Origin of the sequence: Kribbella ginsengisoli, assembly GCF_039537185.1 — a bacterium.
GTDB classification, from domain to species: domain Bacteria; phylum Actinomycetota; class Actinomycetes; order Propionibacteriales; family Kribbellaceae; genus Kribbella; species Kribbella koreensis.
This window is the reverse complement of sequence record NZ_BAABAA010000002.1, coordinates 288,045-314,136: the sequence shown is the minus strand read 5'-3', so window position 1 is coordinate 314,136 and position 26,092 is coordinate 288,045. Positions and strand designations below refer to the sequence as shown.

Annotated in this window: 24 protein-coding genes; 13 read left to right on the top strand and 11 right to left on the bottom strand. The window is 68.0% G+C overall.

The window, feature by feature from the left end; translation table 11 throughout:
• Positions 1 to 2 precede the first annotated feature (2 nt).
• From ABD768_RS08810 to ABD768_RS08785, 6 genes are all read left to right on the top strand, one after another.
• Positions 3 to 917 (top strand): TatD family hydrolase, encoded by a 915-nt coding sequence (locus ABD768_RS08810; protein ID WP_344839264.1) that lies wholly within the window; start codon positions 3 to 5, stop codon positions 915 to 917.
• Positions 911 to 1,813 carry an ornithine cyclodeaminase family protein gene (locus tag ABD768_RS08805; protein ID WP_344839262.1) on the top strand — a complete coding sequence of 301 codons (903 nt, stop codon included), beginning with the start codon at positions 911 to 913 and terminating at the stop codon, positions 1,811 to 1,813. Before ABD768_RS08810 ends, ABD768_RS08805 begins: the two co-directional genes overlap by 7 nt.
• 12 nt (positions 1,814 to 1,825) lie before the next feature.
• Entirely contained in the window at positions 1,826 to 2,440 is a 615-nt protein-coding gene (locus ABD768_RS08800; RefSeq protein WP_344839259.1) for a nitroreductase family protein, read from the top strand.
• A gap of 197 nt (positions 2,441 to 2,637) precedes the next feature.
• Positions 2,638 to 3,750: a resuscitation-promoting factor gene (locus ABD768_RS08795; protein WP_343973519.1), complete on the top strand. Its 1,113-nt coding sequence runs from the start codon at positions 2,638 to 2,640 to the stop codon at positions 3,748 to 3,750.
• Between the two features lie 87 nt (positions 3,751 to 3,837).
• Positions 3,838 to 4,656 carry a 16S rRNA (adenine(1518)-N(6)/adenine(1519)-N(6))-dimethyltransferase RsmA gene (gene rsmA, locus ABD768_RS08790; protein WP_344839256.1) on the top strand — a complete coding sequence of 273 codons (819 nt, stop codon included), beginning with the start codon at positions 3,838 to 3,840 and terminating at the stop codon, positions 4,654 to 4,656.
• A 9-nt stretch (positions 4,657 to 4,665) separates the two neighbouring features.
• Positions 4,666 to 5,592 (top strand): 4-(cytidine 5'-diphospho)-2-C-methyl-D-erythritol kinase, encoded by a 927-nt coding sequence (locus ABD768_RS08785; protein WP_344839255.1) that lies wholly within the window; start codon positions 4,666 to 4,668, stop codon positions 5,590 to 5,592.
• On the opposite strand, the gene ABD768_RS08780 is transcribed toward ABD768_RS08785, so the two are convergent.
• Positions 5,589 to 8,096 carry an NB-ARC domain-containing protein gene (locus ABD768_RS08780; RefSeq protein WP_344839252.1) on the bottom strand — a complete coding sequence of 836 codons (2,508 nt, stop codon included), beginning with the start codon at positions 8,094 to 8,096 and terminating at the stop codon, positions 5,589 to 5,591. The two genes, ABD768_RS08785 and ABD768_RS08780, sit on opposite strands and share 4 nt — an antisense overlap.
• Positions 8,097 to 8,267: 171 nt before the next feature.
• Here ABD768_RS08780 and ABD768_RS08775 point away from each other — a divergent pair, with 171 nt between their 5' ends.
• Positions 8,268 to 10,127 (top strand): GTP-binding protein, encoded by a 1,860-nt coding sequence (locus tag ABD768_RS08775; RefSeq protein ID WP_344839250.1) that lies wholly within the window; start codon positions 8,268 to 8,270, stop codon positions 10,125 to 10,127.
• A gap of 12 nt (positions 10,128 to 10,139) precedes the next feature.
• Positions 10,140 to 11,948, top strand: a complete 1,809-nt coding sequence (locus ABD768_RS08770) for an ABC-F family ATP-binding cassette domain-containing protein (RefSeq protein ID WP_344839248.1) — start codon at positions 10,140 to 10,142, stop codon at positions 11,946 to 11,948.
• 420 nt (positions 11,949 to 12,368) lie between these two features.
• Here the strand turns inward: ABD768_RS08770 and ABD768_RS08765 are convergent, their stop codons facing one another.
• Positions 12,369 to 12,866, bottom strand: coding sequence for a MarR family winged helix-turn-helix transcriptional regulator (locus tag ABD768_RS08765; RefSeq protein ID WP_343973502.1), 498 nt, complete (start codon positions 12,864 to 12,866; stop codon positions 12,369 to 12,371).
• A 96-nt stretch (positions 12,867 to 12,962) separates the two neighbouring features.
• Between ABD768_RS08765 and ABD768_RS08760 the strand changes: the two genes are divergently transcribed.
• Together ABD768_RS08760 and ABD768_RS08755 are read left to right on the top strand one after the other, a co-directional pair.
• Entirely contained in the window at positions 12,963 to 13,751 is a 789-nt protein-coding gene (locus ABD768_RS08760; protein WP_344839246.1) for a trans-aconitate 2-methyltransferase, read from the top strand.
• Positions 13,751 to 14,098: a VOC family protein gene (locus ABD768_RS08755; RefSeq protein ID WP_344839243.1), complete on the top strand. Its 348-nt coding sequence runs from the start codon at positions 13,751 to 13,753 to the stop codon at positions 14,096 to 14,098. The genes ABD768_RS08760 and ABD768_RS08755 overlap by 1 nt, the downstream gene beginning before the upstream one ends.
• Here the strand turns inward: ABD768_RS08755 and ABD768_RS08750 are convergent, their stop codons facing one another.
• The 5 genes from ABD768_RS08750 to ABD768_RS08730 all read right to left on the bottom strand — a co-directional run bounded on the left by ABD768_RS08750 (position 14,099) and on the right by ABD768_RS08730 (position 20,136).
• Positions 14,099 to 16,558 (bottom strand): ABC transporter permease, encoded by a 2,460-nt coding sequence (locus ABD768_RS08750; protein ID WP_344839240.1) that lies wholly within the window; start codon positions 16,556 to 16,558, stop codon positions 14,099 to 14,101.
• A gap of 3 nt (positions 16,559 to 16,561) precedes the next feature.
• Positions 16,562 to 17,341 carry an ABC transporter ATP-binding protein gene (locus tag ABD768_RS08745; RefSeq protein ID WP_343973490.1) on the bottom strand — a complete coding sequence of 260 codons (780 nt, stop codon included), beginning with the start codon at positions 17,339 to 17,341 and terminating at the stop codon, positions 16,562 to 16,564.
• A gap of 135 nt (positions 17,342 to 17,476) precedes the next feature.
• The gene (locus tag ABD768_RS08740; protein WP_343973487.1) at positions 17,477 to 18,148 is read right to left on the bottom strand and encodes a response regulator; all 672 of its coding nucleotides are present in this window, start codon (positions 18,146 to 18,148) and stop codon (positions 17,477 to 17,479) included.
• Positions 18,145 to 19,359, bottom strand: a complete 1,215-nt coding sequence (locus ABD768_RS08735; RefSeq protein ID WP_343973484.1) for a sensor histidine kinase — start codon at positions 19,357 to 19,359, stop codon at positions 18,145 to 18,147. The genes ABD768_RS08740 and ABD768_RS08735 overlap by 4 nt, the downstream gene beginning before the upstream one ends.
• A gap of 72 nt (positions 19,360 to 19,431) precedes the next feature.
• Complete coding sequence (locus ABD768_RS08730) at positions 19,432 to 20,136, bottom strand: TetR/AcrR family transcriptional regulator (protein WP_344839237.1); 705 nt, start codon at positions 20,134 to 20,136, stop codon at positions 19,432 to 19,434.
• Positions 20,137 to 20,220: 84 nt separating this feature from the next.
• On the opposite strand from ABD768_RS08730, the gene ABD768_RS08725 reads away from it, so the two are divergent.
• Positions 20,221 to 21,084: an NmrA family NAD(P)-binding protein gene (locus tag ABD768_RS08725; RefSeq protein ID WP_344839234.1), complete on the top strand. Its 864-nt coding sequence runs from the start codon at positions 20,221 to 20,223 to the stop codon at positions 21,082 to 21,084.
• On the opposite strand, the gene ABD768_RS08720 is transcribed toward ABD768_RS08725, so the two are convergent.
• Positions 21,085 to 21,726 (bottom strand): TetR/AcrR family transcriptional regulator, encoded by a 642-nt coding sequence (locus ABD768_RS08720; RefSeq protein ID WP_343973475.1) that lies wholly within the window; start codon positions 21,724 to 21,726, stop codon positions 21,085 to 21,087.
• Between the two features lie 52 nt (positions 21,727 to 21,778).
• The gene (locus tag ABD768_RS08715; RefSeq protein ID WP_343973472.1) at positions 21,779 to 22,756 is read right to left on the bottom strand and encodes an acyl-CoA desaturase; all 978 of its coding nucleotides are present in this window, start codon (positions 22,754 to 22,756) and stop codon (positions 21,779 to 21,781) included.
• 510 nt (positions 22,757 to 23,266) lie between these two features.
• Here ABD768_RS08715 and ABD768_RS08710 point away from each other — a divergent pair.
• Positions 23,267 to 23,749 (top strand): DUF6326 family protein, encoded by a 483-nt coding sequence (locus ABD768_RS08710; RefSeq protein WP_344839231.1) that lies wholly within the window; start codon positions 23,267 to 23,269, stop codon positions 23,747 to 23,749.
• A 10-nt stretch (positions 23,750 to 23,759) separates the two neighbouring features.
• Here the strand turns inward: ABD768_RS08710 and ABD768_RS08705 are convergent, their stop codons facing one another.
• On the bottom strand, positions 23,760 to 24,422 hold the full coding sequence (locus ABD768_RS08705) for a DUF3558 family protein (RefSeq protein WP_344839229.1): 663 nt from the start codon (positions 24,420 to 24,422) through the stop codon (positions 23,760 to 23,762).
• A gap of 49 nt (positions 24,423 to 24,471) precedes the next feature.
• Between ABD768_RS08705 and ABD768_RS08700 the strand changes: the two genes are divergently transcribed.
• Entirely contained in the window at positions 24,472 to 25,023 is a 552-nt protein-coding gene (locus tag ABD768_RS08700; protein ID WP_344839227.1) for a DinB family protein, read from the top strand.
• Between the two features lie 692 nt (positions 25,024 to 25,715).
• Here the strand turns inward: ABD768_RS08700 and ABD768_RS08695 are convergent.
• Entirely contained in the window at positions 25,716 to 26,075 is a 360-nt protein-coding gene (locus ABD768_RS08695) for a YciI family protein (protein WP_343973460.1), read from the bottom strand.
• Between the last annotated feature and the right edge of the window lie 17 nt (positions 26,076 to 26,092).

Genomic DNA, 26,092 nt, shown 5'->3' with positions numbered 1-26,092 from the left:
CCATGTCTACCGACGGTGTGGAGGTCGCTCGCCCGACGCGGGAACGTGCTGCTATCGGGGAGGACGGCCGGTCACGCGATCGCAGCCGTCCCGCGGTGCCGGACCCGTTGCCGATGAGCGTGGTCGACGCGCACTGCCATCTGGACATCGCCGACGGCGAGGACGGCAACTGGCTGGCCGCCGCCGAGGCGATCAAGCTGGCGTCGTCGGTCGGTGTCACCCGGATCGTCCAGGTCGGTTGCGATCTGCCCGGCGCGGTCTGGGCGGTCGAGGCGGCCGAGCAGTATCCGAACCTCATCGCCGGTATCGCCCTGCATCCCAACGAAGCGCCCAAGCTTGCCGCTGTCGGCGAACTGGACGATGCGCTGGCCGAGATCGAGCGGCTTGCGTCGAGTTCGCCCAAGGTCCGGGTCATCGGAGAGACCGGCCTCGACTACTTCCGGACCGGTGAGGACGGCCGGGCCGCGCAGCATGAGTCGTTCGCCGCGCACATCGAGCTGGCCAAGCGGCTCGACAAGACGCTGATGATCCACGACCGGGACGCGCACGACGACATCCTGAAGATCCTGGACCGCGAGGGCGTGCCGGACCGGCTCGTCATGCACTGCTTCTCCGGCGACACCGAGTTCGCCCGCGAATGCGTCAACCGGGGCGCGTTCCTGAGCTTCGCCGGGGTGGTGACGTTCAAGAACGCGCAGTCGCTGCGGGACGCGCTCGCGGTCACGCCGCTGGATCGCGTGCTGGTCGAGACGGACGCGCCGTACCTGACCCCGTCGCCGCATCGCGGCCAGCCGAACGCGTCGTACCTGATCCCGCACACGGTCCGGAAGATGGCCGGCGTGCTGAACATCTCGGTCGCCGAGCTGTGCCAGGCGCTGTCCGACAACGCCGACCGCGCGTTCGGTGGTTCGTGGTAACTGTTCTCACCGACTCCGACATCGCCGCGCGGCTGGATGCGCGCACGGCTGTCGGCTGGATGCGCTCTGCACTGCTCGCCGGGCATCGGGGCGAGCTGCACTCGCCACCGCGGGTCAGTACGTCGCTGGGGGACGGCCGGTTGGTGTTCACGACCGGGGCGCTGGAGGGGGAGTGGTACGGGTACCGCTCGTACGACTCCTTCGATTCATCGCCGGGCGCGCAGGTCGTGGTGGTCCACGACCTGCGGACCGGGATCGTCCGTGGAGTTGCCGTGGGCAATGAATTGGGTCCGCGACGGGTGGGAGCCATCGGCGCGGTCGCGGTCGACGCGCTGGCCTCTTCGTCGGCATCCACGCTCGGCGTCGTCGGTACCGGCGTACAGGCGTGGAACCAGTTGTGGGCGATCTCGGTGGTTCGCGAGTTGACCGAGGTGACCGTCTTCAGTCGGTCGGTGGAGCGTCGGAACGCCTTTGCTGCAAGGGTTTCGGCCGAGTTGGGGCTGCCGGTCGTGGCGGCGCCGTCGGCCCGGGAGGCGGTCGAGGGCAAGGAGTTGGTGGTGCTCGCGACGGACAGTCCGGTGCCGGTGATCGACGCGTCGTGGATCGCGCCGGGGAGTTGCGTGACGACGCTCGGGCCGAAGCAGTTCGGACGCGCCGAGTTCGGACCTGACCTGGTGGCGCGGGCAGACGTCGCCGTGACGGACTCGCTGGCCCAGACCGCGGCGTACGATCCGCCCTTCATTCTGACCGGGACGCTGCAACACGACCGGCTGGTGAGTCTGGGCGCAGTACTGGCTGGAGATGTGCCTGGTCCGTTGCCCGGGCAGACGGTGGTCTTCTGTTCGGTGGGGCTGGCGGGGACCGAGACGTACCTGCTGGCCAAGTTGCTGGGCTGATAGACAGGCCTCATGGAGTTCAGTGAGGTCGTCCGGCGCCGGCGCATGGTCCGAAACTACGATCCGGACCGGCCGGTGCCTGCCGAGATCCGGGAGCGGATCCTGGAAAACGGTCTCCGGGCGCCGTCCGGCGGGTTCACCCAGGGCTGGGCGTTCCTGACCCTCGAGGGCGACGATCGGGAGCGGTACTGGCGGATCGCGGCCGAAGATCCGGACGAGAAGTATGTGGAGTGGATCACAGGGCTGCGGCGCGCGCCGCTGCTGATCTTCGCCTTCGCCCACAAGGACGCGTACCTCGACCGGTACACCGCGCCGGACAAGGGCTGGACCGACCGCGACGAGAAGCACTGGACGGCGCCGTACTGGTACATCGACACCGGGATGGCGGCGCTGCTGATGCTGCAGACGGTGGTCGACGAAGGCTTGGGTGCTTGCCTTTTCGGCCCTCCGGCGGAGAAGGTCGGGCGGTTGAAGGAGGAGTTCGGCGTACCGGCCGGCTTCGATCCGATCGGGGTCATCTCGATCGGTTACCGGGCCCCCGACAAGAGGTCGCCGTCGCTCAAAAGAGGGCGTCGCAGTACTGCCGAAGTGGTGCATCGGGGGCACTGGGGCCGTCACCAGGCGTGAGCGGCCCGTTACACCTTTTTGCGCCACGCCGACTAGGGGATTGGCACTCTGGCGACTTATTCGTTACTGTCCCGTGATGTTGGCCGGGATCGGGGAAGGTTCCGGACGGCACGCCCCTCGGCGTCGGACCCCGGCAACGCGGACCGATTCCTGTGTCGTCCCACCCCGTGCCCGGGTAGCTCTACCTGGGAGCGTTAGTGCGTAAGTCCATCATCGCGGCCGTGGGCGCCACGGCTGTGTTCGCCGTCGTGGGCGGCTCCGTGGCCTATGCGACCAAGAGCAAGACCGTCAGTCTGTCCATCGATGGCCAGGTCCAGAAGGTGCACACCTTCGGCTCGACCGTCGGGGACGCCCTGAAGGCGAAGAAGATCCAGGTCGGCGAGCGTGACCTGGTGGCCCCCTCGCTGGACGCCAAGCTGCAGGACGGGCAGGAGATCGCGGTGCAGTACGGCCGCCAGCTCACCGTCAACGCGGATGGCACGAAGAGAAGCTTCTGGACCACGGCGGACAGCCTCAGCGAGGCGATGACCGACCTGGGCCTTCGATATGACGGAGCAGTCTTCTCCACCAGCCGGAGCGCCCCCATCGGGCGTGAGGGCCTGGAGCTGACCGTTCGCACCCCCAAGACCCTGCAGATCGTCCGCCTCGGCAAGGCGGTCGCGGTGAAGTCGATGGCGACGACGGTGGGCGAGGCGCTGACCAGCGCCAAGATCCCGTTCGACTCCAACGACCGGATCGTCCCGGCGGTGGCCACCGTGCTCAAGCCCGGCAGCATCACCCGGGTCACCGTGGTGAAGGTCGAGACGAAGTCGGTCACCGAGAAGCAGGCGATCGCCTTCGGTAAGAAGGAGACCAAGGACGCCACGATGCTCGAGGGCGAGACCAAGACGACCGCCAAGGGCGTCGCGGGCTCCAAGAGCGTCAAGTACCTGCTCACCTACCTGGACGGCAAGCTGGCGAGCAAGAAGCTCGTCACCAGCTCGGTCGTCACCGCGCCGGTCGACGAGCTCGTCACGGTCGGTACCAAGAAGAAGCCGGTCGAGGACACTCCGCCGGCCACCGGTGGCAACGCCGGCGCCTGGGACCGGATCGCCGCTTGTGAGTCGGGCGGCAACTGGGCCTCCAACACCGGCAACGGGTACTACGGTGGCCTGCAGTTCGACCACGGCACCTGGGCCGCGTACGGCGGTACGGCGTACGCCAACAACGCCAACGGCGCGTCCAAGGCGCAGCAGATCGCGATCGCGGAGAAGGTCAAGGCCGACCGCGGTGGCTACGGCGCCTGGCCCGTCTGCGGCAAGAAGGCTTGATTCTGAGCCTGACCTGCGAGACTGGCGCTTGTGACCAGCGCTGATTCGTCCACTTCCGCCGGACCGAGACTTCTCGGTCCGGCGGAAGTGCGTTCACTGGCCGCGCAGCTCGGGGTCCGCCCGACCAAGCAGCGCGGCCAGAACTTCGTGATCGACCCGAACACGGTCCGCCGGATCGTCCGCGCCGCCGACCTGTCGGCCGACGGTGAGACCGTGCTCGAGGTGGGGCCGGGGCTGGGGTCGCTGACGCTCGCGTTGCTTGCCGAGGGCCACCGGGTCACCGCGGTCGAGATCGACCCGGTGCTGGCGGACGCGCTGCCGGCCACGATCGCGGAGTACGCGCCGAACCAGGCCGCTGCGCTGACCGTCGTCGAGGCGGACGCGATGACCGTCGTACCGGATCAGATCGGCTCGCCCTCGGCGTGTGTGGCCAACTTGCCGTACAACGTCGCAGTACCGGTCCTGTTGCATCTGCTGGCGATCTCGCCGTCGTTGCGGCACGGGCTCGTGATGGTGCAGTCGGAGGTGGCTGACCGGCTCGCGGCGCCGCCGGGCTCACGGACGTACGGCGTACCGTCCGCCAAGGCCGCCTGGTACGCCGACGTGCGCCGAGCCGGCCCGATCGGGCGCAACGTCTTCTGGCCGGCACCGAACGTGGACTCCGGCCTGGTCGCCTTCACCCGCCGCGAACCACCCGCTTCCACCGCATCGCGCGAAGAAGTCTTCAAGGTGATCGAGGCCGCCTTCTCCCAGCGCCGCAAGACCGTCCGCTCCGCGCTGGCCCGCTGGATGCCCGACCGCGACCGCCTCGACGCCGCTCTTGCGCAGGCCGGCGTCGACCCCTCGCTGCGCGGCGAGATGTTGGGAATCGAACAGTTCGCCGCGATCGCCGACGCTGGGCATTAGCCTGTGCCCGTGTCAGCTCATCAGGTCACGGTCCGGGCGCCGGCCAAGATCAATCTCGGCCTGTCCGTCGGTCCGCCGCGTCCGGACGGTTTCCATCCGCTCGCGACGGTGTACCAGGCCGTTGCCCTGTACGACGATGTGACGGCGACCCTGCGCGACGACTCCGACGTCACCGTCGAGGTGTTCGGTGACTTCGCCGCGGACGTCCCGACCGACAGCACGAACCTCGCCGTCAAGGCGGCCCGGGTGCTGCAGGCGGAGTACGACGTCGAGGAAGGCGTCGACCTCGTCATCCGCAAGACCATCCCGGTCGCCGGCGGTATGGCCGGCGGCTCCACGGACGCCGCTGCCACCCTCGTCGCCTGCAACCGGCTGTGGGGCCTCGGGCTCACCCAGCCCGAACTGCAACACCTAGCGGCCGACCTGGGCAGCGACGTCCCCTTCTGCCTCGTCGGGCACACCGCCCTGGGCCGTGGCCGAGGCGAACAGGTGACCGAGGTGATGTCCCGAGGCACCTTCCACTGGGTCTTCGCCATCGCCGAAGGCGGCCTCTCCACCCCCGCCGTCTTCCGCGAACTCGACCGCCTCCGCCCCCTCCGCCGGGTAGAACCCCCCGAAGTCCACCCCGAACTCCTCACCGCCCTACTCTCCGGCCAGCCCGCCGCCCTGGCAGTTGCCCTAAGCAACGACATGCAAGCCGCCGCCCTCTCCCTACGCCCCGAACTCTCCGCCACCCTCCAATTCGGCCTGGACCAAGGCGCCCTGGCCGCCATGATCTCCGGCTCCGGCCCCACCTGCCTCTTCCTGGCCGCCGACAGCCGCCGAGCCGTAGACCTGGCAGTAGAACTGGCCGAATCCGGCCTCTGCCGAATGGTCCGCCAAGCCGAAGGCCCAGTCCCCGGCGCCAGAATCCTCCCAGCCCCCATCCCCCGCTAAGCGTCGTGCGAGCTGCCGCGACCGCGGTTTATCTCTTCGGCTTGGGTGCGGTGGAGGGCGGCTGCGGTGGGGTTGCCGGCGGCTTCTAGGGAGTCGGCTAGGTGGGTGAGGATGAGGTGGTGGCGTTGGCCGTCGTCGTAGTGGGTGGCGATGGTCAGGGCCTCTTCCAGGTGGTGGATGGAGGTGGGGAGGTCGCCTGAGAGGCGGAGGGTTACGCCTAGTTCGTCCAGGGCTTCGGCTAGGGACAGTTGGTCGTTGAGGGTTTTGAAATTGGTGGCGGCTTGGTGGAGGTGGGTTGCCGAGGAGGCCAGGTCGCCGGCTTGTTGGTAGGCGACGCCGGAGCCTAGGAGGGCGATGGCCAGGTGGTGGTGGGCGTTGTTCTGGGTGCTGAGGGCGATGGCCTCGTCGTAGGACGCGCGTTGGGCTGCGGTTCGGCCCAGGCGGCCTTGGGAGTTGCCGATGTTGATGTGGGCGATGGTCGCGCCGGGCGCGTCATCTAGTTCGCGGTAGAGCGTGAGGGCTTGTCGGCCGGCGTTGATGGCTTGTTGGTAGTTGCCGTTGAGGTCCAGGACGTGGCTCAGGTTGGCCAGCGCCAGGGCCTCGCCGACCAGGTCGTGGGCGGATTCGAAGAGGTCGCGGCTGCGGTGGAGTTCGGCGATGGAGTCGTCGGGGTGGCCGGCGCCGGAGCGGGCGAGGTCGAAGAGGACCAGGCCGAGATCGCTACGGATGTGGGCTTCGGCCTGGGGGTCGTCGACGATTTCGAGCGCAGTACGGAAGATTCGCAGGCAGTCGAGCCAGTGGCCCCGGGTGGCGTAGAAGGTGTGCAGGCCGATCACCAGGCGGATCACTGAGACGGCTGGCACGTCAGCAGTTCGTGCGCCTTGGGAGACCAGTGCGACGAGGTGCGGGCGTTGGCCGTCGAGCCAGGACAGGGCCGCGCCGCCGTCCTCGTACTTCCGGCCTCCGTTGACGATCGGCGGTTGAGCCCGGTACCAGGGCAGCCGACCGGATCGGGGGAAAGCGAGTTCGATCGACTGCCAGGCCGCCGATGCGTACAGGTCGAGGATCCGGGTGATCACGGCAGCCTGCAGTTCCGGACTGACGCTCGCGTGCGCCCGCTCTCTCGCATACATCCGCAGGAGGTCGTGCAGTCGGTACCGCCGTGGCGCCAGCGATTCGATCAGATGCAGGTTGCAAAGGTCCTCGAGCGCATCCAACGCCGCATGCTCATCGCAATCGAGCAGCCGGGCCGCGACTTCAACGGTCAGATCAGGTCCATCCGGTACTCCGAACAGCGCGAACGCCCCTGCCGCCCGCTGCTCGCGGTCGCTGGGCCCAGCCGCCAGGTCGTCGATCGAGACGTCGAAGCTGGCCCGTACTCCCAGCTCGTGATCCTCCAGTTGATCCAGCCGCCGGCGCTCGTCCTGCAGCAGACCGGCGAGGTGGGCCAGCGGCCATTGGGGTCGTGCCGCCAGGCGGCCGGCGGCGATCTTCAGGGCGAGGGGGAGGAGACCGCAGGCCTCCACGATCGACTGCGCGGCCTGCGGTTCGGCGTCGACCCGGGCGGCGCCGACGGCCGTACGGAGCAGGTCGAGGCCTTCTGATGGAGTCAGCAGCCCGAGGCGCAGGATCTGCGCGGTCGGCATCCCGGACAGCTCGTGCCGGCTGGTGATGATGACGGCGGAGCGGCCGGTGCCGGGTAGCAGGGACTGGACCTGGGCTGCGTCTCGCGCGTTGTCGAGCAGGATCAGCGCGCGGCGACCGGCGAGCAGCGTCCTCAGTCGGGCGGCGGCCTCGTCGACCTGGACTGGTACGTCCGGGCCGGACAGACCAAAGGCGCGGAGGAGGTAGTTGAGGGCTTCGAGCGGTGAGACAGCCGCTTCGGTGTCGTAGCCGTGGAGATCCAAGTAGGCCTGGCCGTCGGGGTACTCCGCGATCGCCGAGTGCGCGGCCTTCACCGCGAGCGTCGTCTTGCCGACACCACCCATCCCCGTGATGGCGACGATCGCGACGCGAGACCCGCTGGTGAGCGCTGAGTGCAACGCATCAAGATCGCCCGTACGCCCGGTGAACCCCGCATCTGGCATCGGCAACTGCCGAGGCACCACCGCCTCACCCGCCGCCACTGTTCCCGCCCCCGCCGGCCCCGAGCCTGCTGCCCCCGAACCAGACCCCGACTCCGAACCAGACTCCGACCCCGAGCCCGCCGGCTCCGACCCCGACCGTGCCCTCCCTGACACTGCGTTGCTGGTCGACGGCTGCCCATCGGACCTTGGACGCCGCTGACGGCGCGCGGCTGCGCTGAAAGCCTGGCGCTCATCGGCGGTCAGACCCATGGCGTAGGCCAGCGCGTTCGCGGTGTCCGCCCGCGGGAACCGGCGGACGCCGCGCTCCAGCGCGCTGATCGCCGCGAGGCTGACCCCGGTCAGCTCCGCGAGTTTCTGTTGCGTGAGGCCGGCTGCTTTGCGGTGGCGGTGGAGCAGGGTTGCGAAGTCCGGGTCCATCGGCCGTCCTCTCCGAAACTCGATCGCCAGCGCCTCACCGGCAGGTTATCCTCGCAAAGTCAGTCGTCCGCGGTACCGCAGCGAAGGAGTCTCAGATGCGCCGAGCGTCGGTCTACGCCATCACTCCTGATCGCTGCGACGCACCCGCGAGGACCTTTGAACACTCTGACGATGGGCATTCTGGCGCATGTCGACGCCGGTAAGACCAGCCTGACCGAACGCCTGCTGTACGCCGCGGGCGTGATCGACCACGTCGGCCGCGTCGACGACGGCAGTACCCGTACCGACTCGATGGACCTCGAACGCCGGCGCGGGATCACCATCCGCTCGGCGGTCGTCTCGTTCGAACTGGGTGACCTGACCGTCAATCTGATCGACACCCCCGGGCACTCCGACTTCATCGCCGAGGTCGAGCGCGCGCTGTCCGTGCTGGACGGTGCCGTGCTGGTCATCTCGGCGGTCGAGGGTGTCCAGGTGCAGACCCGGTTGCTGATGCGCACGCTGACCCGGCTGCGCATCCCGACGCTGCTGTTCGTCAACAAGATCGACCGGATGGGAGCCCGGTACGACGAGTTGCTGGCGGACATCGCCCGGCTCCTCACACCGTCCGCCGTGCCAATGGGCGCCGTCACCGACCTCGGCACCCGGCAGGCGAAGTACCAGCTGTTACCTCTGGAAAACAAGGCGCTCAAGGAGCTGCTTGCGGAGGGCAATGACCAGTTCCTGGCCAAGTACCTGGATGATGAAATAGAGCCAGAGGACTGCCGGCGGGAGCTGGTCGAGCAGGTACGGCGGTTGCGTGTGCATCCGGTGTACTTCGGCTCGGCAATGACCGGCGAAGGGGTGCCCGAGGTGATCGACGGCATCCGCGAGTGGTTGCCACGGGCAACCGGCAACAATGATGAGCCACTCAGAGCCCAGGTGTTCAAGGTGGAACGCGGGCCTGCGGGGGAGAGGATCGCGTCGGCGAGGGTGTTCGCCGGGCGACTCCAGGTGCGGCAGCCGGTCGCCGTGCATCACGGTGCGACGCAGGACGCCGGCCGCGGCGCATCGACGTACGAGGTCAAGCCGACGTCGGTGCAGGTATTCGATCGCGGCGGCACTCGGACGGCCGACACCGCCGAGGCGGGGCGGATCGTTGCCTTGCGCGGGCTCAAGCAGGTGCAGATCGGGGACCAGCTCGGGGTGCCGACCGGCCAGGGCGGGCAGCTCTTCGCGCCGCCGACGCTGGAGACAGTCGTTCGGGCGCAGGATCGGGTGAAGTTGTTTCAGGCGTTGCAGCAGCTTGCGGAGCAGGATCCGTTGATCCGGGTGCGGAAGGACGCGCGTGGGCAGATCTCGGTGAATCTGTACGGCGAGGTGCAGAAGGAGGTGATCGCGTCGCTGCTGGAGGAGGAGTACGGGCTCGCGGTCAGCTTCAGTGAGACGACGCCGATCCACGTCGAGCGACCGATCGGAACCGGTACCGCGGTCCGCGAGATCGGTGAATCCGGCAACCAGTGGTGCGCGGCCGTCGGCTTCCGCATCCGGCCGGCACCCGTTGGTACCGGCATCGACTACCGCCTGGAGGTCGAGCTCGGCGGGTTGCCGCGCGCGTTCCACACCGCGATCGAGGAGACGACGCGGCTCACCCTGCAGCAGCAAGGGCTGCAGGGGTGGGAGGTGGTGGATTGCCGGGTGGACCTCATCCGCACCGACTACGTGTCGCCCGTCACCGTCGCTGCGGACTTCCGCCGACTCGTGCCGCTGGTACTCACGCAGGCGCTGCAGGAAGCCGGGACGAGGGTGTACGAGCCGGTCAACTCCTTCGACCTGGAGCTACCGCCGGATTCTGTCGCATCGGTGATCGCCAAGCTCGCCGAGGCCAACGCGACCCTGGAAAACACCGAAGTCGCGCCGGAGTGGGCAACGCTCAAGGGCCGGATCCCGGTCGGCCGGATCCACGCCTTCGAAGCGCAGCTTCCCGGCCTGACCCACGGTGAGGGGGTCCTGCTGACCACCTTCGACGGGTACCAGCCGATCACCGGTTAGGCTTGAGGGGATATGGCCGCTACCCCTGCACCCAACCTTGTCAATCTGGAAGCTGTCTCCAAAGGCTTCGGGACCCGCACCCTGCTCGATGGGGTGACCCTCGGCATCGGCCGGGGCGAGCGGATCGGGGTGGTCGGGCGGAACGGGGACGGGAAGTCCACGCTGCTGCGGCTGCTCGCCCGCGAGGAGACGCCCGACAGCGGGCGGATCACCCACAACCGTGACCTGCGGCTGGGCTTCCTCGGGCAGGTCGACAGCCTCGATCCCGAGCTGACCGTCGCGCACGCCGTCCTCGGCGACGTCGAGACCTACACCTGGGCCGCCGATCCGAAGGCGCGCGAGGTGATGGAGGAGTTACTCGGTGGCGTCGACCACGACGCGCTGGTCGGTACCCTCAGCGGTGGTGAGCGCCGGCGCGCGTCGCTGGCGAAGCTGCTGATGACCGAGGTCGACCTGCTGATCCTCGACGAGCCGACCAACCACCTCGACATCGAAGCGGTCAACTGGCTCGCCCAGCACGTCGTCGACCGGGCCAGCGCGCTCATCGTCGTCACCCACGACCGCTGGTTCCTGGACGCCGTCTGCAACGAGACCTGGGAGGTCCAGGGCGGCAAGGTCAACTCGTACGACGGCGGCTACGCCTCGTACGTGCTGGCCAAGGCCGAGCGATCCCGCAACGCCGCCGTCGTCGAGGGCAAACGGCAGAACCTGGTCAAGAAGGAGCTGGCCTGGCTGCGCCGGGGCGCTCCTGCGCGGACCGCGAAGCCGAAGTTCCGGATCGAGGCGGCCAACGCGCTGATCGCGGACGAGCCGGCGCCGCGCGACAAGCTCGCGCTGGCCCAGCTCGCCACCTCGCGGCTCGGCAAGGACGTCTTCGACGCCGAGGACGTCTCGCTGAAGTTCGGCGACCGGGTGATGCTCAACCACGTCACCTTCCGGCTCGGCCCGGCCGACCGGATCGGCCTGCTCGGCCCGAACGGCGCCGGCAAGACGACCTTCCTCAAGGTGCTCACCGGCCTGCTGCCGCCGGACTCCGGCAAGGTCAAGCAGGGCAAGACGGTCAAGATCGCCAACCTCTCGCAGACGCTGGAGGACCTCGACGGCTCGGTCACCGTGCTCGCGCACATCACCGACATCCGCCGGGTCGCCGCGCTGGCGGCCGGGGTCGGCGAGATGAACTCCTCGCAGCTGCTGGAGCGCTTCGGCTTCACCGGCGACAAGCTGACCACCCGGATCAACGACCTGTCCGGTGGCGAGCGCCGCCGGCTGCAGCTGCTCCGGATCCTGCTCGACGAGCCGAACGTGCTGATCCTCGACGAGCCGACCAACGACCTGGACGTCGAGACGCTGACGGTGCTCGAGGACTTCCTCGACAACTGGCCGGGCGTCGTCGTGGTCGTCACCCACGACCGGTACTTCCTCGAGCGGGTCAGCGACATGGTCTACACGATCCTCGGCGACGGCAATGTCCGGCACCTACCGCGAGGCGTCGACCAGTACTTGGAGGAACTGCAGTCCGGTACGCCGGTACGCCGGGTCGACTCACCATCGGTGGCTACCAAGCCCAAGCCGTCGGCACCGTCGGCGGCCGCGCCTGTCGTCGACGCGGCGGAGGCTCGTGCTGCCAAGAAGGAGCTGAACCGGATCGAGCGCCAGCTGTCCAAGCTGACGTTCAACGAAGCAAAGCTGCACGACCAGCTGGCGGCGAACGCGAGCAACTACGAACGGCTGGCCGAGCTCGACACCGATCTGCGCAAGCTCGCCGAGGAACGCGCCACGCTGGAAACCGCCTGGCTGGAAGCGGCCGAGCGGGCCGAATAGGTCGGCACATTCTCCGGGCGCCGGAGAAATGTATACATGATCAAATCCCTCGGGACCTGAGTCGCGGCATACCCTCCGATCCCCTGTGATTGGGAGGGTATGCCGCGCCTGCGGGCGAGCGGGCCCCGACCGGCCGGGTTGTCCGAGCCCCGAGCCCCGGACACCACCAACCGGCTTCGGCGAACCACCTCTTGCCGCCGAAGACACCGATCTCTAGAACGTTGCGTAGCCGCCTGATCACCAACGGTCACGACCCTAGTTGGAGCGGTCGTTCACTGTCGATAGTCGTGAGCTACAGCAATCTCTCGATCTCGTTGCAACTAGCAACGATCGGCGCACACATAAAGTGACGGGTCGTCTTTTCGGATTATTCCGACACATTTCCGGCGAGTAACTTGGCGGCCGCGAAGAAATACGGCGTCAGTGATTTTCCTGGTCGAACGGGCCGACCAGTTCACGCAGCACGCGGGCGATCTTGGCCTGGTCACGCTCGCTGATCGAGCCGAGCAAGGTGCGCTCGTGGGCTAGCAGATCGGCCATCGCCGCGTCGACCGAGTCGCGGCCGGCGTCGGTCAACTGGACCAGTACGCCGCGCCGGTCGGCCGGGTCGGGCAGTCGCTCGACGAGGCCGCGGGCGGTCAGCCGGTCCACCCGATTCGTCATCGTCCCCGACGTCACGAGCGTCTCCTTGAGCAACCGTCCCGGCGAGAGCTGGTACGGCTTGCCGGCCCGGCGAAGCGCGGCCAGTACGTCGAACTCCCACGACTCCAGCCCATGCGTCTCGAACGCATGGCTTCGGGCGCGATCGAGATGGCGCGCCAGCCGGGTCACCCGCGACAGCACCTCCATCGGCGCCACGTCGAGATCGGGCCGCTCCCGGCGCCAGGCCTCGATCAGCCGGTCGACCTCGTCTCTCATAGCCCGAGGGTATGCCATCAAGACTCTTGACATCAAGACAACTCACAGGCGTAAAGTATCTCGACGTCAAGACATCTCGGCAGAAGGGCTCGCCCCATGCGCACGTCCCCGGTCTGGAACCCCCAGCAATACAACAAGTACGCCGACGAGCGCGGCCGCCCGTTCGCCGATCTGGTCGGCAGGATCCGGGCGGAGGAACCCACGACGGTGGTCGACCTCGGCTGCGGGCCGGGCAACCTGACCGCCACGCTGCTCGACCGCTGGCCAACCGCGCAGGTGCAGGGGATCGACAGCTCGCCGCAGATGATCGAGACGGCGCAACCGCTGGCCAACGAGCGGCTCACCTTCGAGGTCGGCGATCTGTACGAATGGACCGCCCCGGCCGAGTCCATCGACGTGATCGTCACCAACGCGACGCTGCAGTGGATTCCGGAGCAGTTGAAGTTGCTGCCGGGATTCGTGCGGGCGCTCAAGCCGGGCGGGTGGCTGGCGATCCAGATTCCGGGGAACGGGAACGCGCCGTCGCATGCCATCCTGCGCGAGCTGGCCGCGACGGAGCCGTACGCCGAGTACGCGAAGGACAAGTCGCTCCGGCCGGACGTGCCGGGGCCGGCGGAGTACGTTGCGGCACTCAGTGCGGAGGGATGCACGGTGGATGCGTGGGAGACGACGTACAGCCATCTGCTCGAAGGCGACAACGCGGTGCTCGAGTGGGTGAAGGGGACCGGGGCCCGGCCCGTCTTGCAGTCGTTGCCCGATGAGCTGCGCGAGCGGTTCGAAGCGGAGTACGGGGCGAGGTTGAATGAGGCTTATCCGCGGCGGGAGTTCGGCACGCTGCTGCCGTTCCGGCGGATCTTCGCCGTCGCCCAGAAGAAGGAGAGCTGATGAGACTCGATCACGTGCAGGTGTCCTGCCCGCCGGGCGGTGAGGAGGTGGCCCGCGCCTTCTACCGCGACGCGCTCGGGATGACCGAGCTGGAGAAGCCGCCGTTGCTGGCGGCCCGTGGCGGCTGCTGGTTCAAGGACGGCGACGCGGAGGTGCACGTCGGGGTCGAAAAGGACTTCAGGCCGGCGTTGAAGGCTCATCCTGCTTTGGCGGTCGACGATCTCGATGCTGTCGCCGAAACCCTTCTGGGTAAGGGATATTCCGTAGCCTGGGACAACGACACGATTCCGGGCCGCCGGCGGTTTCACACCGCCGACGGCCACGGGAACCGGGTCGAGATCGTCTGACTACTCGGTGGCCAGCGCCCCGGCCGGTGCGACCTTCGCGGCGCGCCGGGCCGGGAGGATCGACGCGAGCAGACCGGCGACCGCGGCGACCAGCGCGATCGTGATCAGGAGCCGGCCCGGTACGGCGTACGAGATCGGCCCGTCGATCTGGCCACCCATCAGGGCCGCGGTCCCGGACCAGCCGTAGATCAACCCGAGGGCGATCCCCAACCCGGCCGCGACGAGTGCCATCAGCAACGACTCGACCGCGAGCATGCCCCGCAGTTGCGGCCTGGTCAGGCCCATCGCCCGGAGCAGGGCGTTCTCACGCGTCCGCTCCAGCACCGACAGGCTGAGCGTGTTGCCGACACCGACCAGCGCGATCAGTACCGAGACCCCGAGCAGGCCGACCGCGACGAGCAGCAGGATGTCGAACACCTTGGTGTAGAAGCTCCGCTCGGGCAGGCCGCCCGAGATGTTGAGGTTCTTCACCGTCGGCAGCGACTGCTTGAGCTCGTCCATCACCTTCGGGCCGTCGGCCTTCGGGTCGGAGGCGAGCCAGTAGCCGGTCACCGCCGCCGTCGGCGCGAGCTTCTGCAGGTCGGCCGTCGTGAGGGTGATCCGGGCCAGGCCGTTGGCCTTGACCGCCTTGAAGTTGACCTTCTGCTTGCCCGACACGATGGTGACGACGGCGCCGTCCTTGACGTTGAGCTCGTACAGCGTGTTCTGGTCCACCAGGGCTGTACCGGACTGCAGTTGCCTGACCAGCGCCGGGTCGTGGATCACGGAGCCGGCGGTCGACGGGTCGACCCCGGTGACCTCCAGCGTGTTCTGGCCGGACTTCACCAGCGCGGTCCGGATCGGTACGACCTCGGTGATGCCCTTGATGCTCTTCAGCTGGTTCGCTGCGGTGGCCGGCAGTTTCTCGTTGTCCACCGTCATGGTCACGTCGACCGGGTACTCCTTGTCCATCGTGACGTCGAAGGTCTTGCGGACCGAGGCGATCCCGACGCAGGTCAGGCTGATCAGCGTGACGCCGATCAGTAGCGCCGACGTGGTCGCCGCAGTACGCCGGGGGTTGCGGACTGCGTTGGCGACGGCGATCCGCGCGGGTACCCCTCCGGTCCGCGCGGGCAACGCCCCCAGCACCTTGACCAGCGCGGGCACCAGCAGTGAGCCGATCGACAGGATGCCGACGAAGGAGATCACGCCGCCGGCGACCCCGATGATGACCTGGTGCGAGCTGGCGCCCTGGGCGAGCAGCGCGCCGCCACCAGCCAGCAGGAGGAAGCCGAAGACCAGTCGTACGATCCCGGCCTTGGACTTGGCGACCGGAGCCGCCTCGGGCCGGAGCGCGGCCAGCGGAGCCACCCGCGTCGCCCGACGAGCCGGTACTACGGCCGCCAGGATCGTCGCGATCGTACCGAGCAGGAGCGGGATGAACACCGACGCGAGGTCGAGGTGCAGGTCGACCGGCGGCAGCCCCCAGTCGAACGAGCGGGCCAGCGTCAGAGCGATCGCGGACAGGGCGACGCCGAAGACCACGCCGATGCCTGAGGCAACCAGCCCGACGATGGTCGCTTCCGCCAGTACGGAGGAGAAGACCTGCTTGCGGGACGCGCCGACGCAGCGCAGCAGCGCCATCTCGCGGGTCCGCTGGGCGATCACGATGGTGAAGGTGTTGCCGATCACCAGGCAGGCGACGAACAGCGCGATGACGGCGAACATGCCGAAGACGCCACCGAGGACATCGATCCCGTTGGTGATCTGCTTGACCTCGTGGTCGATCCAGCCCTCGCCGGTGAAGGTCTCCAGGCCTTGGCCGACGGCGGCGGTGATCGCGGCGGCCAGCGCCGGCTGGGTCACGCCGGGGTTGGCGGCGACCTTGACCTGGTTGATGTAGGACTGCGGTTCGAAGGTACTGACCGTCGCGGCCGTGGCGACCGCGTTCGCGCTGCCGATCGAGGTGGTGTCGTCGAGCAGGCCGACGACCTTCACCAGGTAGGCCCTGCCCTGCCAGGTGCTGAGCTTGATCTCCTGGCCGAGCGCGATCTTGTACTTGTCGGCCAGCTTGGCCGGCAGCGCGATCTCGTTCTTTGCTTCCGGCAACTTCCCGGAGCTGGTGGTCGGGCCGGCGATCTTCGAGGTGTCGTAGCGGGCAGCGACGGCCAGGCTGTCCGGCCGGACCTGACCAGCCCACTGCACCTGCATGTACGCCGAGGTCTCGGCCACCACCGATGCGACCTGCGGCAGCTGCTTGACCTTGGCCACGTCGGCGGCCGTGACGGTCTCGCGGTCGGACTGGATCACCGCGTCGACGCCGGCGTTCTGCTTGCCGATGGTCTCGTCGATGCCGTGGGTGGCCGACGAGTGCGCGGTCATCGCGAGGGTGCCGAAGCCGACACCCAGCACGATCGCCAGACAGGCGGCGACCAGGCGGCCCAGATGGGCGCGCAGGGAGGAAAGGATCGAGCGTCGCACGGGTCAGGCCCCCAGCTGCCGCAGGGCGCCGAGTACGGACTCCGGGGTCGGATCGGTCAGCTCGCCGGCCAGTTTGCCGTCGGCGAGCATCACTACGCGGTCGGCGTACGAGGCAGCCAGCGGGTCGTGCGTGACCATCACGACGGTCTGGCCGAACTCGCGGACCGAGCGGCGCAGGAAGCCCAGCACCTCGGCGCCGGAGCGCGAGTCCAGGTTGCCGGTCGGCTCGTCGGCGAAGACCACCTCGGGCCGGCCGACGAGTGCGCGGGCGACGGCGACGCGCTGCTGCTGACCGCCGGACAGCTCCGACGGGCGGTGCGTGAGCCGGTCCTGCAGGCCGAGGACGTCGATCAGCGTCGACATCCACTGCTGATCGGGCTTGCGGCCGCCGAGCTCCAGCGGGAGCAGGATGTTGTCCTTGGCCGACAGCATCGGCAGCAGGTTGAAGGACTGGAAGACGAACCCGATCCGGTCCCGGCGGATCTTCGTCAGCGCGGCGTCCGGGAGCTGGGTCAGTTCGGTCTCGCCCAGCAGTACCTGGCCCGAGGTCGGGGTGTCCAGGCCGGCCAGGCAGTGCATCAGGGTCGACTTGCCGGAGCCCGACGGGCCCATGATCGCGGTGAACCGGCCCACCCCGAAGTCGACGGAGACACCGTCGAGAGCGGCGACCGCGGTGTCACCCTGGCCGTAAACCTTGCGAAGTTCGTGCGCACGGATCGCAGTACGGTCGGGTGCGTCCTGGGGCAGCCGCCCGGGCGCGAGTTCGCCGGTCTGGATGGTCATCGTTCTCCTCGGAAAGTGCCGGGGGCAAGACGTTCTCACCCACGTTCCAAGAAGTTACTGAGGTTGGCCGCCGTAAGAGTCGGACCAGGGAATGGACTGTGCGTACGACCTGAGTCGTACTAGCAAGCTGACGGATCAGCTGCTGGGCTTGACGATGCCGGTTTCGTAGCCGAGGACTACCAGGGCTACCCGGTCGCGGAGGCCGGTTTTGGCGAGGATTCGGCCGATGTGGGTCTTGACGGTTGCCTCGGACAACGTGAAGAGGGTGGCGATCTCCGTGTTCGACAGGCCGCGGGCGACCTCGACCAGTACTTCGCGCTCGCGCGCGGTCAGGTCGCCGAGGTCGGGGCGCTCGGTCTCGCCGTCGGGGAGCGAGCCGGCGAAGTGCTCGAGCAGGCGGCGCGTCGTACTGGGGGAGACCACCGCGTCGCCGGAGTGCACCTGGCGGATCGCGCTCAGCAGGTCGGCCGGCGGGGTGTTCTTGAGCAGGAAGCCGGCCGCGCCCGCCTTGATCGCGGCGAACGCGTACTCGTCCAGGTCGAACGTGGTCAGCACGATCACCCTGGGGGCCTCGGGCAACGACTGCAGCTGCCTGGTCGCCTCGACGCCGTCCAGCCTGGGCATCCGGACATCCATCAGTACAACGTCGCTGGCCGTGACCTGGAGCTTCTCCAGCGCCTCGCCGCCGTCACCGGCCTGACCGACCACCCGCATGTCCGGCTGGGAATCCACCAGCATGGTGAAGCCGGCGCGGACCAGCTCCTGGTCATCCACCAGAAAGACCCGGATGACGTTGTCGTCGGTCACTGAATTCCTCCTCCGTTGGGCAGGTTGTACGGCAGCTTGGCGATCACCTCGTAACCACCGCCCGCCTTGGGTCCGGCGTTCACCGTACCGCCGGAGATGGATGCGCGTTGCCGCATCCCGACCAGGCCGTGGCCGGGATCGCTGCTCGGCGCGACGCCGGCACCACGGCCGTCGTCGTTGACCATCACGGTCAGCATCTCGCGCCCGAAGTCGAGATGGACGCAGGTACGCGCTCCCGGCCCGGCGTGTTTCAGCGTGTTGGTCAGCCCCTCCTGCACGATCCGGTACGCCGTCAGGCCCAGCAATGCGGGGAGGTCGCGAGGGGTGCCGGTGACCTCGTAGTCCACGGTGAGGCCGGCGTCGCGGACGTTGTCGATCAGCTCAGGGAGGGACGAGATCCCGGGTTGCGGGCGGGGCTGGTCCGGATCGAGCTCCTGCTGGGCGTCTTGTTTTAGCAGGCCGAGCATCTTGCGCATCTCGGTCAGTGAGGCACGGCCGGTGTCGCCGATCGTGGCCAGGGCCTTCTTGGCCTGCTCGGGGGAGGCGTCCGCGGCGTACAGTCCGCCGTCGGCTTGGACGATCATGATCGAGAGGCCGTGGGCGACGACGTCGTGGATCTCCCGGGCGATGCGCGTGCGCTCGTTCGAGACGGCGAGTTTGGACTCGCGGTCGCGGTCGCGCTCTGCTTGGATGGCGCGTTCCTCGAGCTGAGCGACGTACAGGCCTCTGGTTCTGCGGCGTTCGCCGGTGGCCCAGACGCCGAAGACCAGGGCGCCGAGCGCGACCATCATGGTGATCTGCTGGCGCCAGTCGGAGCCGCTCCAGTAGCGGGAGGTCGCCATCAGGACGCCGAGGCCGCCGATGCCGAGCGCGATCCGGCTGTAGCGGACCTCGCCGTAGACGGAGATCGCGTAGAGGGCGACCAGCAGGCCGACGTTGCCGGGCTGCAACTCGACTCCGGCCAGCCACTGCAGGACGGCGACCGCGGAGACGACGAAGAAGACCGGCTCGGGACGGCTGCGGCGCCAGACCAGTGGGGCGAGCATGCCGAGGCCGAGGATGCCGCCGAAGCCTGCCTGGGCGAAACCGATCAGGCCGAGGAAGAACGTGAGGGCGCCGGCGAAGAGCAGGTCGAAGGCTTGGCTGCGCGCGCCGATCTCTCGCCGGGGCGCCAGGATCCCAGCGAGGCTGCCCGTGATGCTCCCCGTCATGGTGGCCAGGTTACGGCGAAATCTTGCCTGGCTGGTCATGCTGCGGGGGGATGTCGCTGTACTACTCCGGTCTCACGTCTGTGCGGTCGGACAGGCTTCACTGGCCCGCTCGAGCCACTCTGACATCAACAGGCGCTCGGTCGCGGTGAGCCCGGGCAACTCCGGTACGACGGTCCGGAAGGCGACCGCGGATGCCGTCGTGCTGTCGTCGGTGAGCGCGGGAGTGTCGGTCAGGATCGCCCGTGTCAGGGTGTCGTACAAGGCGTCGGCGAGGCCGAGATCCCTGCTCTGCGCCGGTTGGGACAGCAGCGTCAGTACCGCGCCGGTACCGATGGCGTGGATGAGCTCGACGGCCCGGCTCTCGGGGACGCGGAGCCGGCCGATCGCGGCGACCCGGCGGACGCGGGTGCGTAGTACCTCCAAGCCGGCGGCGACGGTCGAACTGCTCGGTCGGCGCGGATCGATGAGGAGGGCGAAGAGCGCCGGGTTGGCCAGGCCGAAGTCGAGATGGGCGTCCCAGCCCGCTCTGAGGTCGGCGATCGGGTCACCATGGCCGGCAGTGAGCGCCTTCTCGGCGACATACGTGGCGAAGACGTGCTCGGCGACGGCGTCGAGCAGGCCGTCCTTGTCGCCGAAAAGGCGGTAGATGGTCGGCGCCTGCGCCCCGGCAGCGTGGGCGACCGCCCGGGTAGTGACAGCGGCCGGCCCTTCGGTCCGCAGCAGCCGGGCCGCGACCTCGATCAGGTGCGCGCGTGTCTTGTCCTTCGTATCGACCATGTTTCCAATGATAACGCGTCTCTGCTATCGATGTAGTATCGTTGATATCAATATTTCGTTCCGTTGATAACAAGTGAGGTGCGCATGATTGTTGTGACCGGCGGTACCGGGCAGTTGGGCTCGCAGATCGTTCGGCAACTGCTCCAGCGGGTTCCCGCGGATCAGGTGGGAGTCAGCGTTCGCGATGTCGAACGGGCGGGTGAGCTTTCTGCCCTCGGGGTACGCGTCAGGCGAGGGGACTACGGGGATCCGTCCTCGCTGGCGGAGGCGTTCGAGGGAGCCGACCAGGTGCTCGTCGTTTCGGCGAGTGATACAGGGCCGGCGGCGATCGCGCATCACGTCGCGGCGATCGATGCCGCCCGGGCGGCAGGTGCCGGGCGGGTGGTCTACACGAGTCATCAGGCCGCGGCGGCCGACTCGCTGTTCGCGCCGATGCCCGACCATGCCGCGACGGAGGAGTATCTGGCGGCGACTGGGACGTTCACCGCGTTGCGGAACGGGTTCTACGCGAGCACCGTGCCACTGCTCTTGGGGCAGGCGGTCCAGACGGGTGAGCTGGTCGCGCCCGCCGATGGGCCGGTGTCGTGGACGGCGCATGCCGATCTCGCGGAGGCGGCGGCGATCGTGCTGGCGACGCCAGGGCGGTTCGAGGGAGCGACGCCGGCGTTGACCGCGCCCGACGCGCTGGATCTCAAGGATGTCGCCGGGCTGCTGGGTGAACTGACCGGGCGCTCGATCCATCGAGTCGTCGCCGATGATGACGAGTGGGTGGCAGGGCTGGTCGGGCACGGGGTTCCGCAGGCGCAGGCGAGCATGCTGCTCGGGATGTTCCGGGCATCGCGCCGGGGTGAGTTCGCGGCCACGGGGACCGACTTGGAGAGCTTGCTAGAGCGGCCGGTCACGCCGGTTCGGGTGGTTCTCGAAGGGACTCTGGAGCGGATCTCGTAGTTACTTGTGTGGGCGGGTCGAGAGGGTCGGTTTGGTCTCCAGGCCGGACAGGCCGTTCCAGGCGAGGTTGACCAGGTGGGCGGCGACGTCGGTCTTCTTCGGGCGGCGGACGTCGAGCCACCACTGGCCGGTCAGGGCGACCATGCCGACCAGCATCTGCGCGTACATCGGGGCGAACTTCGGGTCCAGGCCGCGGCGCTTGAACTCCTCGGCGAGGATGTGCTCGACCCGGGTGCCGACGTCGCTCAGGATCGAGATGAACGAGCCGCTGGACGAGCCGACGGGGGAGTCGCGGACCAGGATCCGGAAGCCGTCGGAGGAGTTCTCGATGTAGTCCAGCAGGGCGAGGGCCGCTTGCTCGACGAGTTCGTGGGCGCGGCCGGCGGTCAGGCTGGCTGTCACGGTGTCCAGTAGTTTGCGGACCTCGCGGTCGACGACCACGGCGTACAGGCCCTCTTTGCCGCCGAAGTGTTCGTACACGACCGGCTTGGAGACCTCGGCGCGGGCCGCGATCTCCTCGACGGACGTCGCCTCGTAGCCCTTCTCGGCGAACAGGCCACGGGCGATCACGATCAACTGCTCGCGTCGCTCGGCACTGGTCATCCGGACTCTGGTCGTGCGGCGCGGCTTGGGGTCGGTCACTTCGGGATCACGTCAGCATCATGCCGCAGATCGGGGTTAGAGGGTGGGAGATTTACGGTTGAGCGGTGACCCGCCGGGCCTCGAGGCGTTCCTTGACCGGCCAGCGGACGTCGCTGACCCAGCGCAGCTTCTCGAAGAACCAGATGGTCCGGGCCGAGGTGTCGAGCTGGCCTCTCAGTACGCCGTGGCGCGCGCAGGTCGGGTCGGAGTGGTGCAGGTTGTGCCACGACTCGCCCTGGCTGAGGATCGCCAGCCACCAGACGTTGCCCGACTTGTCGCGGGACTTGAACGGCCGATTGCCGATCGTGTGGCAGATCGAGTTGATCGACCAGGTCACGTGGTGCAGCAGCGCGATCCGGACCAGGCTGGCCCAGAAGAACGCAGTCAGCGCGCCCTCGATCGACCAGGACCACAGGCCGCCGATGACGGCCGGGGCGAAGAGGGAGACGAGCACCAGGAAGGGGAACATCCGGGAGACCTTGACGATGTCGCGGTCCTTCAGCAGGTCCGGCGCGTACTGCCGCTGCGGGGTCTGCTCGGTGTCGAAGAGCCAGCCGATGTGGGCATGCCAGAACCCCTTGGTCAGTGCCTTGAGGTTGCTGCCGTAGCGCCACGGGCTGTGCGGGTCGCCCTCGCGGTCGGAGAACTTGTGATGCTTGCGGTGGTCGGCCACCCAGCGGACGACGGGGCCCTCGATCGCGAGCGAGCCGGCGATCGCGAGGGCGTATTTGAGGGGCCGGTTCGGCTTGAAGGACTTGTGGGTGAAGTACCGGTGGAAGCCGATCGAGATGCCGTGCCCGGAGATCGTGTAGAACACGGCCGCGATCACGATGTCGCGCCAGCTGAGGAAGCCGCCCCACGCGATCGGTACGGCCGCAAGCACCGCCAGGAAGGGGATCCCGATGAACAGTGCCAGGGCGATCTGCTCCCACGGCCCCTTCTGCTCACCGCCGCGCGTCCCGTGGTCGGTGTCGAACTCGCCAGCCTGCCGGGCGCCGGTGGGCGCCTCCGGAGCCGCAACTGGAGTCATGATTTTCCCTCGTGGTGGAGGACGGCTTTACCTACGCAACCGTAACCTACGGCGTCGTAGGTAAGGAACCCCTTCGCGTGTCACCTTGCCCACCCATGGCAGACTGTTCCGGCGTACCAGCGATCCCCCGTGGGGTAATCGGCAGCCCGCGAGACTTTGAATCTCGAAGATCTGGATCGAAACCAGGCGGGGGAGCAACGCAAAGCCCCAGGTCAGAGGCAACTCTGACCTGGGGTCACTCTTTTGCCCCACCGTCCGAGGCCCCACCCGTACTCGTATCGCGCGCTGGCGTCTCGAGCCCGCCCGAACCACTGGCGGGGTGGCGTACCGGCGTACGGGACTCGTGGGGCGGTTGTGGCGCTTGGGTGCGGGGGCGCTGGATCGGCCGAAAGTACGAGGGGGAGGCCGTGCCATTGGCCGGGTGAAGTCTGGCCTGCGGGCCGATATGGGCGCCGTTGGGGTCAGCGATCGTGGAGGTACCGATCCTCACCACGACAACGGGAGCCCAGGATGAGAACACTTCAAGCCACCACCACACTGGACGAACAGCCGGTTCCGGTGAGGGCCAAGCTTGCCGCGGCTTGGACGAGCTTCATGTTCCTGTATGCCTACGTGGACATTCTCAACTTCTTCACGCCCGGCGTCATCAAAGACATTCTCGACGGCAAGGTGTTCGAGTTCGATCTCTCGCAGACCTTTTCGACCGCGGCGCTGGCCCTCGTGGCCATCCCGATCCTCATGGTCGTGCTGTCGATGATGCTGCCCGCCGGGGCGAACCGCATCACGAACCTCATCGTGGCCTCGGTCTACGTCCCCGTCTCGGCGTTCAACGTGGTGGGCGAGTCCTGGACGTACTTCTACGGCCTTGGCGTCGTACTGGAACTGGTCCTTCTCGCCCTCATCCTGCGCTACGCCTGGACCTGGCCCCGCATCACACTGTCGGCGACCACCCCGGACCGCGAAACCGTCCGTGCCCAGACGCCGGTCGTGTAGATGATGCCCGTCAGCCGATGGCTCGGCGGTGGGCCGACTTGGTGAGGGTTTCGATCGCGTCGACGGGTAGCGGGCCGACGAGCCCGTTCGAGTCGGCGACCAGGACCGAGGCGAAGACCCCGCCGCTGCACATCTGACCCGATACCGCCTTCGGATCCGAGCGCGTGGGGAGCACCGATACACCGAGCGGGGTCTTCGGCGGGAGACCCTGCAGCTCAAGCATCTGCGAGAACAAGGAACACGCCTCGGTCGGGTCGACGTCTTGGCCGGCCTCGACAAGCTTCACCGCGGCACGAAGCTTTCGCATGTTCTCCGTATCTGAGAACTGCCCTGACGCTTGAAGAGCTCGGATGGCCTCTGGCAGGGATCGCGCCCACTCCGAGGCATCGAGGCCGATCACCTGCGCGAACTGACCGTCGGGCGCCCTCCACTGGCAGTTGGGAAGTGCGCCTGTCAGGCCGGGCTTCGCAGGTCCGGCGCCCTCCAGGAGTTGCGCAACCTCGGACGTCGTCAGCAGGCCGCAGGCGTCAGGTGCAACGGCCGAGCTCGACGCGACCGCCGGCGAGGCCGGTACCGTGGCAGTCGGCGTCGACTCCGGGCGCGGCGAAGAGGTGTCCGCCGATGAGCAGCCGGTCGCCAGCGCTAGCGCCAAGGCGGCGATGAGAGTACGCACCGCGGAAGTGTCACACACCTGAGCGGTGGTCGCCGTACGATGCGCACCTGTGAGCGAGGCACAGGAATTTGACGTCACTGCGCGGATCGAAGCGCCATTGCACGGCAGCGAAGTCGCGATCTTGCGTGGGGCGCTGGCGTACCAGCGTGACACGCTGCGGTGGAAGTGCGCGGGGCTGACCGGGGAGCAGTTGGCGCAGCAGTGTCCGCCGACCGGTATGACGCTGGGTGGTCTGATGAAGCACCTCTCGCTGGTTGAGTCTCAGTGGTTCGATCACTGGTTTCGCGATGCGGGGTACGCGCCGCCCTTTGACGGTGTCGATTGGGCTGTCACCGAGGACGACTGGGAATTCGAATCGGCGCGTGACGACCCTCCTGAGGAGCTGCGGGCGCTCTTTGACGAGGCCGTCAGGCGCTCGGACGCCGTCGTCGACGAAGCGCTCACTCGCGGCGGACTCGACGAGGAGTCGGTGCGCAGGAGCCCGAAGACCGCGCAGACATTCACCTTGCGGTGGATCCTGGTTCACATGATCGAGGAGTACGCCCGCCACAACGGCCACGCCGACCTGATCAGGGAGTCGATCGACGGCCAGACCGGGTGAAATTGTGCCGCGCCCGCTCGAACCAGTCGCGGGCGGCGTACCGGCGTACCTCGGTGAGAACAACAAGCCCGTCAATCTTGTGCTGGCGATCCAGGAGACGGCTCGGCCACAGTTGACAGCGCATGTAGGAGTGGACGCCGCCCGGCTTAGGTCTTGTGAGGACCAGGGGGTCCGGGCGGCGGTTGCCCGCACTGGCCCGGCTCGAACGGGCTGCTCCCCTCCACAACGGGCACAGAAGCCGGGCTTGGCTACTTCTGTACCGAGGCAGCGGCCTAGGCCAGCGGGTCCACTACCTCCGCTGGCTGCTCCAGCGTGGGGATGCCTGGAGGGTGCCGTCAACAGCATTTCTTCGGCTACGCGAGCAGTGCTGCAGCTATGTGCGTTGCTGCGCATGTCTGGGGAGGGGAGCATGGGAGGTATGGAGAGGTCGCGGGGGAGATGGTGGGGGCGGCTTCGGGTTAGTGGTGAGGGTGTGGAGTTTCATCTGTTGCGGTTCCTGTGGGTGTTGGTTCTTGGGCCGACTGGTGCGCTGTTGGGTGGGGCGGCGGTGGCGTCGGAGGATGGGGATAGGTGGTGGCCCTGGGTGGTTGGGGCGGGGCTTTGGTTCGTTGTGGGTGGGATGGGGATCATCGCGGTGTGGTGGCCGTTGGTGAGTTTGCCGCGACGGCGGTCGCCGGGGGATTGAGCGGGGTTCAGTTGGTACGGGGTTGGGGTTTGAAGCGGCGGACTTCGTGGGGCCAGCCGCAGGCTTCGGCTACCTTGGCTGCCCAGAATTTGGCGGTTTCGTCGTCGGGGACGCTCACCAGGGCGAAGCCGCCCAGGAACTCTTTGGTTTCGATGTAGGGGCCGTCGGTCATGACGATCTCGCCGCTGGTGGGGTTGGCGGTGTAGACGGGGCCGTCTTCTTCCTCCAGGCCGCCGGCGAAGACGTAGACGCCGGCTGCTTTCATCTCGTTGACGACGGCCATGGCGAGCGGGCCGCGGCTGGCGAACCATTCCTCGGTGTGGTCGCCTACCCACTGCTGGTTGAAGTAGATGAGGTACTCGGGCATGGGTGCTCCTTCGGGTT